Source organism: Thermotoga sp. RQ7, assembly GCF_000832145.1.
In the GTDB taxonomy this organism is placed as follows: Bacteria; Thermotogota; Thermotogae; order Thermotogales; family Thermotogaceae; genus Thermotoga; species Thermotoga neapolitana.
Genome location: NZ_CP007633.1, coordinates 441,287 through 455,554, shown reverse-complemented (window position 1 = coordinate 455,554; position 14,268 = coordinate 441,287). Strand labels below are relative to the sequence as shown.

The window sequence follows — 14,268 nt, the reverse complement described above, 5'->3', positions numbered from 1 at the left end:
TCCATCAAAGAAAAAGAAGAAGGGGATATCCCCCTTCTCTTCTCTGGAGCGGGCGACGGGATTCGAACCCGCGACCCCCAGCTTGGCAAGCTGGTGCTCTACCACTGAGCTACACCCGCCTGCTCTATCCTGGTGCGAGAGGTGGGACTTGAACCCACACGGGCTTCAGCCCACTGGATTCTAAGTCCAGCGCGTCTGCCAGTTCCGCCACTCTCGCACCACTGGTGACCCGGGTGGGATTCGAACCCACGACCCCCTGATTAAAAGTCAGGTGCTCTGCCTGCTGAGCTACCGGGTCGCCGGTACAAATGATATCACAGACTGCAGAGGATTTCAAGGGGGAAAAGTTGAGGATGAAATCTTTTGGTGTTAAAATATCCAACAAAGAGGTGATGCCAATGACCGGTGTGTGCGTTGGATCCTCGAGCGTATCTTTCTACAGCAAAAGCGGGAAGGGCAATCTTCCCCACAACGGAGACCCGCTTGCACTCCTTTCTTCCATGATACCCACCTTCCTCGAAAAAGGTCCCGTTGTCCTCACCGGGCGCAAGACAAGAGAAGTGATAGATCTTCCCCAGATCTCCGAAGCCGAAGCAACGGAGGTCGCCTACAGACACCTTATGGAGAAATACGGTCGGGTGGAGGCCATAGTCAGTGCGGGCGGGGAAAACACCGTACTCTACAGGGTGAACGAGAAGGGAATCATAACGGGTATATACACGGGTAGCAAGTGTGCCTCGGGCACGGGTGAATTTTTCCTGCAACAGCTTCAGAGAATGGGGATCTCCCTCGAGGAAGCAAACAGGGTGAATGTGGAAGACTATTACGAACTCTCCTCCAGATGTACGGTTTTCTGCAAAAGCGACTGCACACACGCTCTGAACAAGGGAGTGCCAAAAGAATTGGTTCTGAACGGTCTTGGAAAGGTGATGGCCGACAAAATCGTCGAACTTGCACACAAGGCGAACGTGAAAAAGATCCTGCTTGTTGGAGGTACGACCAGGAACAGACTCATGCTGAAGCACCTGAGAAGATTTCTCGACGTTGTTGTTCCCGAGGAAGCCCTGTTCTTCGAAGCGTTCGGGGCGTACCTCTGGGGGATCGCAAACAGGATCGAAACAAAGCGCACTTTCGTGATAAAGGAAGAAAAAAGATCCAGCTTTCCCACACATGAGCCCCTGAGAAAGTACGCTCATCTGGTGGAGTTCAAGGAGATGCCCTTTCAGGAAGCAAAAGATGGTGACGTGTGTATTCTGGGAATAGACGTTGGATCGACTACCACGAAGGCAGTTCTGATGAGGTACGAAGACAACGCCATTCTCGCCGGTGTGTATTTGAGAACCCTCGGTGATCCCATAAGGGCGGCACGACAGTGTTACACTTCGATCCTCGAACAGTTGAACGGAACCAGGGTGAGGATAATCGGTCTGGGTGTTACAGGTTCTGGAAGAAAGATCGTGGGACTTTACTCACAGACCGATGCCGTCTACAACGAGATCATGGCCCATGCCAGGGCGGCGGCTCACTTCGATCCGGAAGTGGATACCATCTTCGAAATAGGCGGTCAGGATGCGAAATACACTTATCTGGTGAACGGTGTGCCCACCGATTATGCCATGAACGAGGCGTGCTCTGCCGGAACGGGATCCTTCCTCGAGGAAGCTGCAGGGGAATCTTTGAGGGTTCATTACACGGAGATCGGGGACCTCGCCATGAAGGGCGAAAACCCGCCGAACTTCAGCGACCAGTGTGCTGCTTTCATAGGAAGCGATGTCAAAACCGCTGTGAACGAAGGTATCTCCAAAGAAGACATCTGTGCGGGGCTTGTGTACTCTGTGTGCATGAACTATCTGAACAGGGTAAAAGGAAACAGACCCGTTGGGAAGAAGATCTTCATGCAAGGCGGAGTCTGCTACAACAGAGCCGTTCCCGTTGCCATGGCCGCCCTTGTCGGAAAAAAGATCGTGGTTCCCCCTCATCCCGGCCTGATGGGTGCCTACGGCGTAGCACTCCTCACCAAAGAGAATCTGGAACTTGGATTTTTGAAGGAGAAAGAATTCGATCTGAAAGAGTTGATATCCAGAGAGGTCAGATACAGAGGAACGTTCATCTGCCCTGGTGGAAAAGAAAAGTGTGACAGAAAGTGTGAAATCAGGATCATAGAGATCGATGGAAAGAGGTTCCCCTTCGGTGGTGCCTGCAACAGGTACGAAAACGTGGTGAGACACCTGAACGTCGACAGCACGAAGTACAATTTCGTGAAAAAAAGAGAAAGGTACATCTTTGATTTCGAACATGTAAAGGGTTCATCGAAGACGATCGGTCTGAGCAGATCTCTTGCGATGAACAACCTCTTTCCTCTGTTCTACACATTTTTGGAGGAACTGGGATTCGAGGTGATCGTTCCTGAAAAATCCGACAGACGTGGCTGGGAAATGAAGAACTCCGAGTTCTGTTTCCCAGTGGAACTCTCCCATGGATACATGTACGACCTTCTTTCGAAAAATCCGGATTTGATCTTCGTTCCCAGAATACGTGGGATAAAGGTGGAAAATTCCGAGAACTACAACGTTTTCTGTCCCTTCGTTCAGAGTGAAGCGGACTGGCTTTCATCGGCCTTTCCGTCTTTGAAAGAAAAGCTCGTGACGGAGTATTTTGACTTTTCACGTGGAGATGAGAGAGAACAGTTCCTCAAACTGGCAGAAAAGCTAGGAAAATCGAGAGAAGAAGGGGAAAGAGCCTTCGAAAAAGCCAAGGCGGTCTTTCGTGAAAGGTTCGAGTCGATAAAAAAGCAGTGGAACGATTTTCTGAAAGTTCTCGAGAGTTCAGAGTTTGGAGTCGTTCTCTTTGGAAGGTCCTACAACGCGTTTTCTTCCGATGCAAACATGGGAATTCCAGAAAAGTTCGCCACCCGCGGAATACCCATCATAAACTTCGACTCTCTTCCCTTCGAAAAAGAAGATGGTTACAGGAACATGTACTGGTCCTGGGGAGAGATGATACTGAAGGCAGCCCGATTCGTCGAAAAGCACCCAAAACTCTTCGGTGTCTACATCACCAACTTCAGCTGTGGACCAGATTCTTTCATCATCTCCTACTTCAGAGACATCATGGGGAAGAAGCCTTCCCTGGTGCTGGAACTCGACAGTCACACGGCGGATGCGGGTGTGGAGACAAGAGTGGAAGCGTTCATCGATATAGTGAGAAGTTACCTCAAACTGAAGAAAAAAGAAGAAGGAAAAAGTCCGGTGAAAAGACCCTACACCGTTCTGGAAAAGGACAGACTCTACATCATCACGCCGGATGGAAAGAGAAAAACGCTCGACGACGAGCGTGTGAAGGTCGTCTTTCCTTCGATGGGACAGTTCGGTTCTCAGTGTCTTTCTGCAGCGTTCAGATACTATGGTGTCAGATCCGATGTATGTCCACCACCGGATGTGGAGGAGTTCAAGCTCGGAAGGGGGAACTCTCTGTCGAAGGAGTGTCTGCCTCTTCAGCTCACCCTTGGAAGTCTCATAAAGTACGTGAAAGAGAAGGCGAATCGGGACGAAATCGTTCTCTACTTCATGCCAGAGACGATGGGGCCATGCAGATTTGGACAATACAGCGTATTCATGAACCTGTGGCTGGACAGAAACAACGTGGAGAACGTGACGCTTTTTGGACTCAACTCGGAGAACGCTTACGCTGGTCTGGGGACCGCCTTCAGGATAAGGGCCTGGCTTGCGGTGGTTGTATCGGACGTCTTCTTCGATGTGGAACGGGGTGTTATGACGCTTGCAAAGGATAGAGAAGAAGCAAGGAAGGTTGTGGAGGGCTGCAAAGAAAAGATACTGCTCAGTCTGGCGAACGATCCTCTTCGAAAGTTCTTCAAAACGCTCGAGAAAGTTGCAGAGATACTCTCGGGTGTTGAAAAGAGAATGGACTACGAACACGCTCCTAAGGTGCTTCTGACAGGTGAAATATACGTCAGAAGGGATGAATTTTCCAGGAAGAACCTGGAAGAACTCATGGAAAAGAACGGCATCGTCATGCACATCTCCCCCGTTCACGAATGGATCTACTACACGGATTATCTCTTCCTGAACAGGTTGATCTCGCCGGACTCCACAGGAATGGACAGGCTGAAAAAACGCATAGAGTTGCTGGTGAAAAGGTACATAGAGAAGCGAGTGAAAAGGACCATGGAAAAAACGGGCTTTTACAGGGGTCACATGGTGAACATAAGGGAAATCGTCAGATCCGCCAGGGACTACCTGAACCCAAGGCTCACGGGTGAAGCGATCCTCACGATCGGCACGATTCTCCACGAAATAGTGGAACATTACGATGGTATCATCTCCATCGGACCGTTCGGCTGTATGCCGAGCAGAATAGCAGAAGCAATTGTGAAGAGAGGATTGGAAGAGTTGAAACACAAGGCAAAGGGGAAGATCAAGAAAGTGCTGGAAGAGTTTGGAGACCTTCCGGTGATACACATAGAGTCCGACGGAAACCCATTCACTCCTACCGTTCAGAGTAAGTTAGAGGCTTTCATGTTCCAGGTGAGACGCCTGAGAAACTACCTCAACGGTGTGATCGACGGCCTGGGTGTTGTGGAGGAATTTTCAGAGAGTGCTTCGGAGAAGATCAGAGTTGATTCATGAGGATCTCCAGAATCTTCTTTTCTAACTCAGAAAAGAGTGGATCCGAGAGCACTTCGAGCGTTCTCGGTTTTGGAAATGGTACCAGGATCTCCCTCAATACCTTCGTGGGTCGTGGGGAAAGGACCAGTATCCTGTCGGAGAGAAACACGGCTTCCTCCACATCGTGTGTGATCAGTATGGCAGAGCTTTTCATCCTGTGTATCTCTTCTGAAAGCCATATCTGAAGTTTCTTTCTCGTGTACGCGTCGACCGATGAGAATGGCTCGTCCAGTACCAGAAGGTCTTTCCCCGAGAGCACGGCCCTGAGGACCGAAAGTCTCTGTCTCATACCTCCACTCAGCTGATAAGGACGTTTGTCTTCGAAGCCCGAAAGGCCGAACCTTTCGATCAGTTCTTTCACGTTCTCTGTAGCTTTTTTGCCCCTCAGAATGAGCGGAAGGGTGGCGTTTTCGTAGACCGTCATCCAGTCGAAGAGCACGTCTTTTTGAGGGCAGTATCCCACACTGGATGTGGAGATCAATACGTTTCCTTCATACGGGATGAGACCGAGAATGGCCTTCACGATGGTAGTCTTACCACAACCGGATGGTCCAACAAGAGAGAGGATCTCTCCCTCGAAAAGATCCAGGGAGAGATCCTCCACCACCTGAAGATCACCGTATCGAACTTTCAGGTTCCTCACCGAGATCACGGGAGAAATTCGTTCGTGAAGGCCTTCGTCACGTCTATCATTTCCTTCAAAAAACCCGTCGAATGAAGCCATTCTGCGTATCTCCTCCACACCTCTTCTTTCTGGTATCCCCACTTTTCGGCGTCTGCCCTGTACTGGCCGGCGAGGTACTTTTGAGATTCGACAACTATCTTTTCATCGAGTTCCGGAGCGTATTTGAGCAGAATCTTTGCAGCCTCGACAGGATGCTGAATGGCGTATTCGTAGCCCCTTGCCGTCGCTCTCAGAAATCTTCTCACAAGGTCCGGATTCTTCTCTATCAGGGATTCACTCGTTATGAGAACGGGTGTGTAGTAGTCGAAGACCTCGTCTATCTCCCGAAGCGGGAGGAATTCTATCTCTATTCCTTTCACCTTGCTTGCAACACCGTCCCACCCGTAGAAGATCCAGGCGAAATCGAACACGTCGTTCAGGGTCCCGGCGAAGAAGTCCATCTGTCCAACGTTCACGAAGATCACCTTCGAAGGATCAGCACCGTATTTTTTCATGATGTACTCTATCGTTGCTCTTTCTATGGGAGATCCCCACGTTCCGTATTTTTTTCCTTCCCAGTCTTTCACGCTCTTTATGCCTTCACTCTTCAGCCATGCAAATCCCGATGTGTTATGCTGTATTACTGCGGCTATTGAGACGATGGGAAGCCCCTCTCCCCGGGCGAGAGTGACCGCCTCCTGGTAACTGACACCGAATTCTGCTTTTCCGCTGGCCACGATTTGTTCCGCCGTAAGCCTGGAGGGTTGTACGATCTCCACGTTCAGACCTTCTTCTTCGTAGTATCCAAGGTCTTTGGCAACGTAGAGTCCCGTGTGATTCGTGTTTGGATACCAGTCCAGAACAACCGTTACTTCCTCTGCGAAAAGGACGAGGGGAATCAGAAAGAGAAGCACCAGTATCTTCTTCATGTTACCATCCTCCTTTCCTCAAACCACGGCGTGAATCTTCTTGAAAGTAGATCCACCATCTTGAACACGGCCACACTCAGGATCACCACTATCACGATGGAAACAAAGAGTCTGTCTGCTCTGAACGTGTTCATGGCTCTGATCATGTAGATTCCAAGTCCCTTCTCTGCACCAAGCCACTCACCTATGACGGCGGAGACCACGGCGTAGGTGGCGGATATCTTGAGCCCGGAGAAAACGTAAGGAAGCGTGTGGGGTATTATCAGGTATCTGTAGATCTGTGTTCTGGTTGCCTTCATCACCCTGAAAAGGTCCAGTGCGTCCGGATCTATCGTTCTGAATCCTTCCAGGGTGTTGAGAGCCACGGGAAAGAGTGTCACGAAAGCCACAACACCCACCTTCGTTCCGATTCCAAGTCCGAACCAGATGACCACAAGCGGTGCCACGGCGACTATGGGAATTGCCTGTGAAACGATCAACACGGGATAGAGTATCTCTCTGATGAACTGGAAAGTGTCCATTAGCACAGCGAGTCCCACACCGATCACAAGACCGATTGCAAGACCAGAGAGGGACTCAGCTATGGTGTACAGACTGTGAACGAGCAGTATTCTCCACTGTGAGATCATCTGGGAGACGATGGAGGACGGCTTTGGGAGAAGATACTGCGGTACATTCGAGAACTCCCACACGACCAGAGTGGCAACCAGAAAGATCCACTTAGCGGTACTTCGATACTTTCTCCTCAATGGTGATACCTCCAGATCTGTAGTCCACGTCGAGCTGGAGAACGAACCTCTTTGTAAAATTTTCAAGGTATCTTGCGAGTTCTTTCACTCGATCCATGATCTCGTCGAAATCTCCCTCCACCGTTGTGCTGGATGGTCCCACTTCGTACTTCATGCCCCACGATGCTATTTTCTCTATGGCTCTGTCGATCACCTCGTGGAGTCTTCCATCTTCCACGGCAGGTACTACTTTTATGGAAACTGTAACCTTCGGCACACTGCCACCCCCAATTTGGTTCTTCTAATTTTAATTGTATCATAGTATAATGGAACCGGGAGGGATGTGTATGCCAAAAAAGGTGACAAAAGAAGACGTTCTGAACGCTCTGAAAAACGTGATAGATTTTGAACTGGGACTGGACGTGGTGAGTCTGGGCCTGGTGTACGATATCCAGATCGATGACCAGAACAACGTGAAGGTGCTCATGACGATGACGACTCCCATGTGCCCTCTGGCAGGTATGATCCTCTCCGACGCGGAAGAGGCCATAAAAAAGATAGAGGGCGTTGGAAACGTGGAGGTGGAGCTCACCTTCGATCCGCCATGGACGCCAGAGAGAATGTCACCGGAGTTGAGAGAAAAGTTTGGGATCTGATCAGAGAACTTTCTTCTGAGTTAAAGAACGTGGCAGAAAATCCAGTTCTGGAGGCTATTCTGATAGCGGCAAAGGTTCTTGGAGTGAGAAAAGAAGACGTTGTCACAAAAGACATCATCGTTTCTGAAAAAGAAAAGAGTATCATCAAAGAACTGGTGGAAAAAAGAGCAAATGGATACCCTCTCCATTACATCCTTGGAGAAAAGGAGTTCATGGGACTTTCTTTTTTCGTGGAAGAGGGTGTGTTCATTCCAAGGCCGGAAACGGAAGAACTCGTTGAGATGGCACTCGATCTGATCAAAAGATACGGCTTAAGGGTGGTTGCCGACGTGGGAACTGGAAGTGGTGCGATTGGAGTGAGCATTGCGAAATTTTCTGGGGCAATCGTTTTTGCAACGGATATCTCCGAAAAGGCGGTGGAAGTTTCTCTGAAAAACGCGAAAAGACACGGCGTTCTGGATCGATTCGTGGTGAAGCGGGGAAGATTTCTGGAGCCGTTCGAAAAAGATTACGAGAAAATAGAGATGATCCTTTCCAATCCTCCTTATGTAAAAATGAGTGCCAGACTTCCACAGGACGTTCTTTTCGAGCCTTCAGAAGCTCTCTTTGCCGGCGAGGACGGACTTGACTTCTACAGAGAGTTCTTCAGAAGGTACAGTACGGAAGGAAAGATCGTTCTCATGGAGATAGGAGAAGACCAGGTGGAAGAGTTAAAAAAGATCGTACCGGGGGCAGCCTTCCTCAAAGACACATCGGGCAGGTATCGTTTTCTTCATATCAACCGACGTTCCTCTTGAAAAGCTGCAGGATCAGCCTGACCTCCCCCACCGTGACACCGAGTTTTTTGGCGATGTCTATCTCAGAAAATCCTCTGTCGTACATGGAGACGATCTTTTTCTCTATACCGGCATCCTTCTCTGTGTCGTCTTCAGGTTCTTTCTGTGTTTTTTGTTCTTCTCTCACGGTTTTCTCTTCGGTGATTTCCACCTTGGAAAGTTCCAGCCGTTCCATCTCCGACATTTTCACCATCAACTTCGACATGGCGGTGTTCGCCTCTGCTATGAGTCTTCTGATCTCCTGGGTTTTTCTCTCAAGTAGTTCCAGCCTGTTTGCAGACATGTAACGAAACTTTCCCATGAGTTCCATTATTCTTTCTTCGATTTCCTCTCTGTCCAGCTCTCTCTGACCGTTTTCCCTTCCAAGAAGAAGGTAAGTCCATGAAAAAACCACCGTACCCAGTGTCGATAGGACTACAAGGTAATCGAGAAAACTCATGAAATTCCTCCCTCTTTCATTACATTGTTGGCGAACTCGACAACATCCATATTGTACTTCAGAGTGGCCAGATCATCAAGCGGAGTTTCTCCCATGTTCACGATGACCAGTTTTCCTCCACCGCGAACGGTTATGAGGGGAAGTTCGGCAGCCGGATACACGACCAGAGAGGATCCCATCACGATCATCAGATTGGCTTTCGATGAAAGGCGGATTGCCTCGTTCAGGGCGTTCTGAGGTAATGCCTCTCCAAAGAACACGATGTTTGGTCTGATCAGGCCTGAACAATCGTCGCACCTTGGAACGCTGTCTTTTTCGAGTTTTTCCATAACGTCTTTCACCGTGTATTCCTTTCCACATCTTGTGCAGTAGTACTCTTCGACGTTTCCATGAAGTTCTATGACCTTTTTGCTTCCTGCTTTCTGATGGAGTCTGTCTATGTTCTGTGTGATAACGGCCTCTATGAGTCCCCGCTCTTCCAGTTTTGCCAGCAGAACGTGTGCAGGGTTTGGTTTTGCTTCCAGCATGGGGAAGATACCCTCTTTTGCGAACTCATAGAATTTTTCGGGGTGAGAGTAGAAGAAGTCTATATCGAAGACGTTCTGCGGGTACTTTCTGTATATACCCTGTGGCCCTCTGAAGTCGGGAATACCACTTGGGGTACTTATTCCGGCTCCTGTGAGCACAACTGTGAGTCTGGATTCATTCAGCAGTTTCAGAAACTCCTTCATTCTCCGTCACCCTCTTGAAGATGACGCTTGGAAATCTCATTGGTTCCTTCGGTCTCCATATCAGAACGTTGTTTTCCCTCTCGGTTGGAGTGGGGAAGATCGATATCACCGTGGCGTCTTCCGGCAGCTTCATAACGATCTCTGTCTCTCCTGGCACGTTCAGTGTGAGACTTCCCATGCTCGTGTCCAGAACATCACCGTTCAACTGTGCAGCGCCCTTCAGAAGAGTGGTCTCTGTGACCTCAAGCATGCCTCCAGAGTCGCTAACACTCACCTCGTAGTCCAGCGGGATTATCTCTCTTCCGACCTCTTTGCTGACCTGAGAGAAATACTCATTCAGTCCCTCTTTGGAGGCGGAGGCGTAGTTTGCCTTGTACTCTTCCTTTTTCTTTTCGTCTTTGAAATACAGCTTCGCGTTCGTGGTAAACGTCGCATTTCCAGAATAATCGTACTCCATCGTGCTCTTGTAGTATACTATTTCAAAGGGAGCTCGTCCTCCCAGGAAGAAAAAAAGAAACTCCACGAGCATGAAGACCACCATGATCACGAGCAAAATGTAGATGGTTTTTGAACTCAACGTTTTCACACTCCTTCTCTTTTTTAATAAATGTTACCACAGAAAGCGGAGGGATAAAAGTTGAGAATCCTGAGCGGTATGAGACCAACGGGAAAACTTCACATAGGTCACCTGGTGGGGGCTCTTGAAAACTGGGTGAAACTTCAGGAAGAGGGGAACGAGTGTTTCTATTTCGTGGCCGACTGGCACGCCCTGACAACACACTACGACGATGTTTCCCGGCTGAAAGAGTACACACGGGATCTGGTGAGGGGGTTTCTCGCCTGTGGAATAGATCCTGAAAAGTCCGTGGTGTTCGTCCAGTCCGGTGTGAAAGAGCATGCAGAACTTGCACTTCTGTTCAGTATGATCGTCTCCGTATCGCGCCTTGAAAGAGTTCCAACCTACAAGGAAATAAAGAAAGAACTCAATTACAAGGACCTTTCCACCGCAGGATTTCTCATATACCCTGTTCTTCAGGCTGCGGACATACTGATATACAAGGCCGAAGGAGTACCTGTCGGTGAGGACCAGGTTTACCACATAGAGCTCACAAGGGAGATCGCAAGAAGGTTCAACCACCTGTACGCAGAGGTCTTTCCCGAACCGGATGCCATCCTCTCCAGGGTACCCAAACTTCCGGGAACAGATGGAAGAAAGATGAGCAAAAGTTACGGAAACATCATAAACCTTGAAATCTCAGAGGTTGAACTGGAAAGAACCATTCTGAGAATGATGACAGATCCTGCCAGGGTGAGAAGAACAGACCCGGGAAATCCTGAGAACTGCCCTGTCTGGAAATACCACCAGGCGTTCGACATCAGCGAAGAGGAGAGCAAATGGGTCTGGGAGGGCTGTACAACGGCCAGGATAGGATGTGTTGACTGCAAAAAGCTTCTTTTGAAGAACATGAAGAAGAAACTGATGCCGATCTGGGAGAATTTTTCCAGAATAGACGAAGATCCACACTATGTGGACGATGTGATTTTCGAAGGAACGAAAAGGGCCAGGGAAGTGGCCAGGCAAACTATGGAGGAAGTGAGGAAAGCAATGAATCTCATGTTTTGAGGTGAAAATATGGAACTTGTTTTCAAGCTCCCCGTCTTCGAGGGTCCCCTTGATCTTCTACTCTATCTTGTGAGGAAAAAGAAGGTGGACATCAGGCAGGTTCCCATATCCCAACTCGCAGACGAATTCGTCGAATATCTGGAACACATGAAGAGGCTGGACATGAAGATCACATCGGATTTTCTCGAGATGGCGTCCACGCTGATGGAACTGAAATCCAAACTTCTCATTCCAAGGGTGAGGGAAGAAGAAAAAGAAGAAGTGGAAAGAAAACGTGAGGAACTCTACAGAAGACTGGAAGAGTATTCGAAAGTGAAGGAGATCGTTCAGAGGATGAGGGAAGAGCCGTCCCTTTTGAAAAGAAAACCCGTTCGGTTAAAAACACCCTTCTTTGAAAAGGTCGAAAGACTAGAGAAGTTCAGAGAGATCCTGGAGCGCATCTGGAAGGAAGAGGCCCTCCGTGAGTCCGTCCATCGTGTGAAGAGTGAGGTTCTTTCTGTGGAGGACATGATGGAAAAAATTTTAGAAGAGGTCGATGGGGAAGAGGAAATTCCTTCTTTGCTCTCCCGAGCAAAGAACGTTTATGAACTCATAGTGAGGTTGCTCGCCATCCTGGAGCTTGTGAAGATCGGAAAACTCATACTTCTCGAGGACATGAAGATCAGGAGGTTCGCTCATGCACCTTAAAGCCGCCATCGAGGCCCTGCTGTTTGCGTCAAGCGGTGTATCACCGGAGAAACTGGCGAAGGTTCTCGAAACAAGCGAAGAAAAGGTGAAGGAGATACTCGAAGAGCTGGTCAAAGAGTACGAAAAGCCAGAACACGGAGTTGTCCTGAGAGAGGTTGGGGGCAAGTACCGGTTTTACACGAAACCCGAGTACGCGGATCTTGTTTCCAGAATGTCCAGACGAAAGTACAGAAACCTCACCGAATCACAGATGGAGATTGTGGCGCTGCTTCTTCTTTCCGGACCGCTGCCAAAGAGCGAGATAGACGCGTTCAGGGGAAAGGATTCATCAAATGTTCTGTCTTCCCTTCAGAAGATGGGAGTGGTCCGCAAAAAACGACACGGAAGAGGCTTTCTGTACCAGCTTTCTCCCTCTTTCGTTGAGAGTGCCATGCTGGACGAAATGCTGAAGGAAGTTTCACAGAAGCTCGGCGGCGACGGTGGCCAGCCTTGATCTTTCTCCTTTCTCCAGCTTTATAACGGCGGAAAGATCCGATTCGAGAAGCCTCAAAGCTGCGTAGACCAGTCCGTTCGTATCCTTGTCCAGGTAAGGTGTGTCTATCTGGTACGGATCACCGACCAGAACGATCTTTGTGTCCTCTCCAACGCGTGTGAGAATCGTTTTCACCTCGTGCGGGGTGAGGTTCTGCGCCTCGTCTATGATGATGAACTGCTTCGGAATCGTCCTTCCCCTGATAAAGGAAAGGGCTTCTATCTCCAGAAGATCCTGTTTTTCCAGTTCTTTGATCTTCAGTCCAGAAAGGGACGAGATCAATTCCAGGTTGTCCATAATCGGTTGCAGCCAGGGTTTCATCTTCTTTTCCAGTTCTCCAGGAAGGTAGCCCACATCCCGTCCCATGGGAACCGTGGGGCGAGTTACGATCAGCTTTCTATACCGTTTTTCCACCAGAACCTTGTAAAGACCGACTGCGAGGGCCAGGAGGGTCTTTCCCGTTCCCGCTATCCCCACAAGGAACACGAGGGGAATCTCATCGTCCAGGAGTGCGTCCATGGAAAAGATCTGTTCTCTGTTTCTGGGAGATATTCCCATTATCTCGAAGGGTTTAACGCGAAAGATTTTTCCTTTCCTGTACTTTCCGTAAAGTTCCCCCAGATCGATGTAGAAGTTGTCGAGAAGATCCAGATTTTTTTCGACCACTTCTTTGGTTTTCAGCGCTCTTTTGAGGTCTTCATCGTGAAACTCCATGTAGCCTTTCGGCATGGTTTCCAGTTCCGATCTGTCAGTGAGATAGTCCTGAGCGGGTATGCCAAGGGAGTCCGCTTTCACACGGAGGTTTATGTCTTTGCTGACGAGAATGGTGGGAATTTTCTCCCTGTTGATGAGGTCCAGCACGTACGAGAGAATGATGTTGTCCATGTATCTTTCATGGAGAAAGCGGGGCGCTCCCTCCACTTCCCTTTCCAGCACATGGACACGCAACACTCCTCCGTTCTCCAGAGGAACACCCTTTCTGAGGTTTCCCTTCCTTCTGAGTTCATCCAGACGTCTTATCACCTCACGGGCGTTCTTACCCACGCTGCCGTGTTCTCTCTTCAGTTTGTCCAGTTCTTCCAGGACCGGAAGAGGAACGATGACGTTGTTGTCTTCAAAGGAGAATATGGAATCCGGATCGTGGATCAGAACGTTCGTGTCGAGGACGTAGTTTTTCACCATGGTCTTACCCCCATTTCTTTCGTATGAAATCGTCCACCTTGTGTTCGCCAAGCAGTTTCACGAGCCGAACGAAAACCTTTGCCGTCACCAGGGCATCGGAGAGCGCCCGGTGTTCTATCTTATCTCTTATTCCCAGTTTTTCGCAGAGCCATTTCAGTGAATGCGGTCTTCCGAAGACCTCCTGGGAGATGTCCAGTGTGTCTATGTAGGCGTTCGTCAGTGGAAAGTTTCTGGTTTCTTTTGCCATCATATCTAGAAACGTGAGATCGAAGTTGGCGTTGTGGAAGACAAGAACGGTCCCTTTCACATAGTCCCTGAAGCGTTCATAAACCGTTCCCATATCGGGGGCCTCTTCCACTTCTTCGTTGCTGATTCCGTGTACTTTCTGTATCAGGGCGGGTATTCTAACGTGGGGATTCACCAGAGAGTGAAACGCCCTGTTCGAAAAGATCTTTCCTTTGAACACAGGAACAGCGGCTATTTCGATGATCCGGTCTCCACCAAAAGGATCTGTTCCGGTGGTCTCCGTGTCCACGACGCAGAAAATGATGTCGTTCCATATCATTGCCTAACAC

Annotated in this window: 15 protein-coding genes and 3 tRNA genes; 6 read left to right on the top strand and 12 right to left on the bottom strand. The window is 49.2% G+C overall.

Going from position 1 to position 14,268, the window contains the following annotated elements:
* Positions 1 to 44 precede the first annotated feature (44 nt).
* The 3 genes from TRQ7_RS02385 to TRQ7_RS02375 form a co-directional block, all read right to left on the bottom strand.
* Positions 45 to 119 (bottom strand) — tRNA-Gly (locus TRQ7_RS02385).
* Positions 120 to 130: 11 nt separating this feature from the next.
* Positions 131 to 217 (bottom strand) — tRNA-Leu (locus TRQ7_RS02380).
* Between the two features lie 5 nt (positions 218 to 222).
* Positions 223 to 298: transfer RNA gene (locus TRQ7_RS02375), tRNA-Lys, on the bottom strand.
* 100 nt (positions 299 to 398) lie between these two features.
* On the opposite strand from TRQ7_RS02375, the gene TRQ7_RS02370 reads away from it, so the two are divergent.
* Complete coding sequence (locus TRQ7_RS02370; protein ID WP_041844540.1) at positions 399 to 4,646, top strand: acyl-CoA dehydratase activase; 4,248 nt, start codon at positions 399 to 401, stop codon at positions 4,644 to 4,646.
* Here TRQ7_RS02370 and TRQ7_RS02365 read toward each other — a convergent pair.
* The 4 genes from TRQ7_RS02365 to TRQ7_RS02350 are packed head-to-tail and all read right to left on the bottom strand — an operon-like array spanning position 4,630 to position 7,283.
* Positions 4,630 to 5,337, bottom strand: coding sequence for an ABC transporter ATP-binding protein (locus TRQ7_RS02365; protein WP_012895892.1), 708 nt, complete (start codon positions 5,335 to 5,337; stop codon positions 4,630 to 4,632). The two genes, TRQ7_RS02370 and TRQ7_RS02365, sit on opposite strands and share 17 nt — an antisense overlap.
* Positions 5,334 to 6,278, bottom strand: coding sequence for an ABC transporter substrate-binding protein (locus tag TRQ7_RS02360; protein ID WP_012645073.1), 945 nt, complete (start codon positions 6,276 to 6,278; stop codon positions 5,334 to 5,336). The genes TRQ7_RS02365 and TRQ7_RS02360 overlap by 4 nt, the downstream gene beginning before the upstream one ends.
* Positions 6,275 to 7,027 (bottom strand): ABC transporter permease, encoded by a 753-nt coding sequence (locus TRQ7_RS02355; protein ID WP_012645072.1) that lies wholly within the window; start codon positions 7,025 to 7,027, stop codon positions 6,275 to 6,277. Before TRQ7_RS02355 ends, TRQ7_RS02360 begins: the two co-directional genes overlap by 4 nt.
* Positions 6,999 to 7,283 carry an MTH1187 family thiamine-binding protein gene (locus TRQ7_RS02350; protein WP_012645071.1) on the bottom strand — a complete coding sequence of 95 codons (285 nt, stop codon included), beginning with the start codon at positions 7,281 to 7,283 and terminating at the stop codon, positions 6,999 to 7,001. Before TRQ7_RS02350 ends, TRQ7_RS02355 begins: the two co-directional genes overlap by 29 nt.
* Before the next feature lie 70 nt (positions 7,284 to 7,353).
* On the opposite strand from TRQ7_RS02350, the gene TRQ7_RS02345 reads away from it, so the two are divergent.
* Entirely contained in the window at positions 7,354 to 7,662 is a 309-nt protein-coding gene (locus TRQ7_RS02345) for a metal-sulfur cluster assembly factor (protein WP_012895895.1), read from the top strand.
* A complete protein-coding gene (gene prmC, locus TRQ7_RS02340; protein ID WP_012895896.1) occupies positions 7,611 to 8,459 on the top strand; it encodes a peptide chain release factor N(5)-glutamine methyltransferase in 849 nt (282 codons plus the stop codon). The genes TRQ7_RS02345 and prmC overlap by 52 nt, the downstream gene beginning before the upstream one ends.
* Here the strand turns inward: prmC and TRQ7_RS02335 are convergent.
* The 3 genes from TRQ7_RS02335 to TRQ7_RS02325 are packed head-to-tail and all read right to left on the bottom strand — an operon-like array spanning position 8,440 to position 10,254.
* Entirely contained in the window at positions 8,440 to 8,937 is a 498-nt protein-coding gene (locus TRQ7_RS02335; RefSeq protein WP_012645068.1) for a DUF6115 domain-containing protein, read from the bottom strand. The two genes, prmC and TRQ7_RS02335, sit on opposite strands and share 20 nt — an antisense overlap.
* Positions 8,934 to 9,668, bottom strand: coding sequence for an NAD-dependent protein deacylase (locus TRQ7_RS02330; RefSeq protein ID WP_012645067.1), 735 nt, complete (start codon positions 9,666 to 9,668; stop codon positions 8,934 to 8,936). The genes TRQ7_RS02335 and TRQ7_RS02330 overlap by 4 nt, the downstream gene beginning before the upstream one ends.
* Entirely contained in the window at positions 9,640 to 10,254 is a 615-nt protein-coding gene (locus TRQ7_RS02325) for a DUF4897 domain-containing protein (protein ID WP_012645066.1), read from the bottom strand. The genes TRQ7_RS02330 and TRQ7_RS02325 overlap by 29 nt, the downstream gene beginning before the upstream one ends.
* Positions 10,255 to 10,305: 51 nt before the next feature.
* Between TRQ7_RS02325 and trpS the strand changes: the two genes are divergently transcribed.
* The 3 genes from trpS to scpB are packed head-to-tail and all read left to right on the top strand — an operon-like array spanning position 10,306 to position 12,472.
* Positions 10,306 to 11,292 (top strand): tryptophan--tRNA ligase, encoded by a 987-nt coding sequence (trpS, locus tag TRQ7_RS02320; protein WP_012645065.1) that lies wholly within the window; start codon positions 10,306 to 10,308, stop codon positions 11,290 to 11,292.
* Positions 11,293 to 11,301: 9 nt separating this feature from the next.
* Complete coding sequence (locus TRQ7_RS02315; RefSeq protein ID WP_041843911.1) at positions 11,302 to 11,979, top strand: ScpA family protein; 678 nt, start codon at positions 11,302 to 11,304, stop codon at positions 11,977 to 11,979.
* Complete coding sequence (gene scpB, locus TRQ7_RS02310; protein WP_012645063.1) at positions 11,969 to 12,472, top strand: SMC-Scp complex subunit ScpB; 504 nt, start codon at positions 11,969 to 11,971, stop codon at positions 12,470 to 12,472. Before TRQ7_RS02315 ends, scpB begins: the two co-directional genes overlap by 11 nt.
* Here scpB and TRQ7_RS02305 read toward each other — a convergent pair.
* Entirely contained in the window at positions 12,437 to 13,693 is a 1,257-nt protein-coding gene (locus TRQ7_RS02305) for a PhoH family protein (RefSeq protein WP_012645062.1), read from the bottom strand. The two genes, scpB and TRQ7_RS02305, sit on opposite strands and share 36 nt — an antisense overlap.
* A gap of 4 nt (positions 13,694 to 13,697) precedes the next feature.
* The gene (locus TRQ7_RS02300; RefSeq protein ID WP_012645061.1) at positions 13,698 to 14,258 is read right to left on the bottom strand and encodes a 3'-5' exonuclease; all 561 of its coding nucleotides are present in this window, start codon (positions 14,256 to 14,258) and stop codon (positions 13,698 to 13,700) included.
* Positions 14,259 to 14,268: the final 10 nt, after the last annotated feature.

Coding starts and splice junctions, on each gene's coding strand:
- TRQ7_RS02300 (WP_012645061.1), bottom strand. CDS start 14,258: ATGATATGGAACGACATCATTTTCTGCGTCGTGGACACGGAGACCACC.
- TRQ7_RS02370 (WP_041844540.1), top strand. CDS start 399: ATGACCGGTGTGTGCGTTGGATCCTCGAGCGTATCTTTCTACAGCAAA.
- TRQ7_RS02360 (WP_012645073.1), bottom strand. CDS start 6,278: ATGAAGAAGATACTGGTGCTTCTCTTTCTGATTCCCCTCGTCCTTTTC.
- TRQ7_RS02315 (WP_041843911.1), top strand. CDS start 11,302: ATGGAACTTGTTTTCAAGCTCCCCGTCTTCGAGGGTCCCCTTGATCTT.
- scpB (WP_012645063.1), top strand. CDS start 11,969: ATGCACCTTAAAGCCGCCATCGAGGCCCTGCTGTTTGCGTCAAGCGGT.
- TRQ7_RS02335 (WP_012645068.1), bottom strand. CDS start 8,937: ATGAGTTTTCTCGATTACCTTGTAGTCCTATCGACACTGGGTACGGTG.
- TRQ7_RS02345 (WP_012895895.1), top strand. CDS start 7,354: ATGCCAAAAAAGGTGACAAAAGAAGACGTTCTGAACGCTCTGAAAAAC.
- TRQ7_RS02305 (WP_012645062.1), bottom strand. CDS start 13,693: ATGGTGAAAAACTACGTCCTCGACACGAACGTTCTGATCCACGATCCG.
- TRQ7_RS02330 (WP_012645067.1), bottom strand. CDS start 9,668: ATGAAGGAGTTTCTGAAACTGCTGAATGAATCCAGACTCACAGTTGTG.
- prmC (WP_012895896.1), top strand. CDS start 7,611: ATGGACGCCAGAGAGAATGTCACCGGAGTTGAGAGAAAAGTTTGGGAT.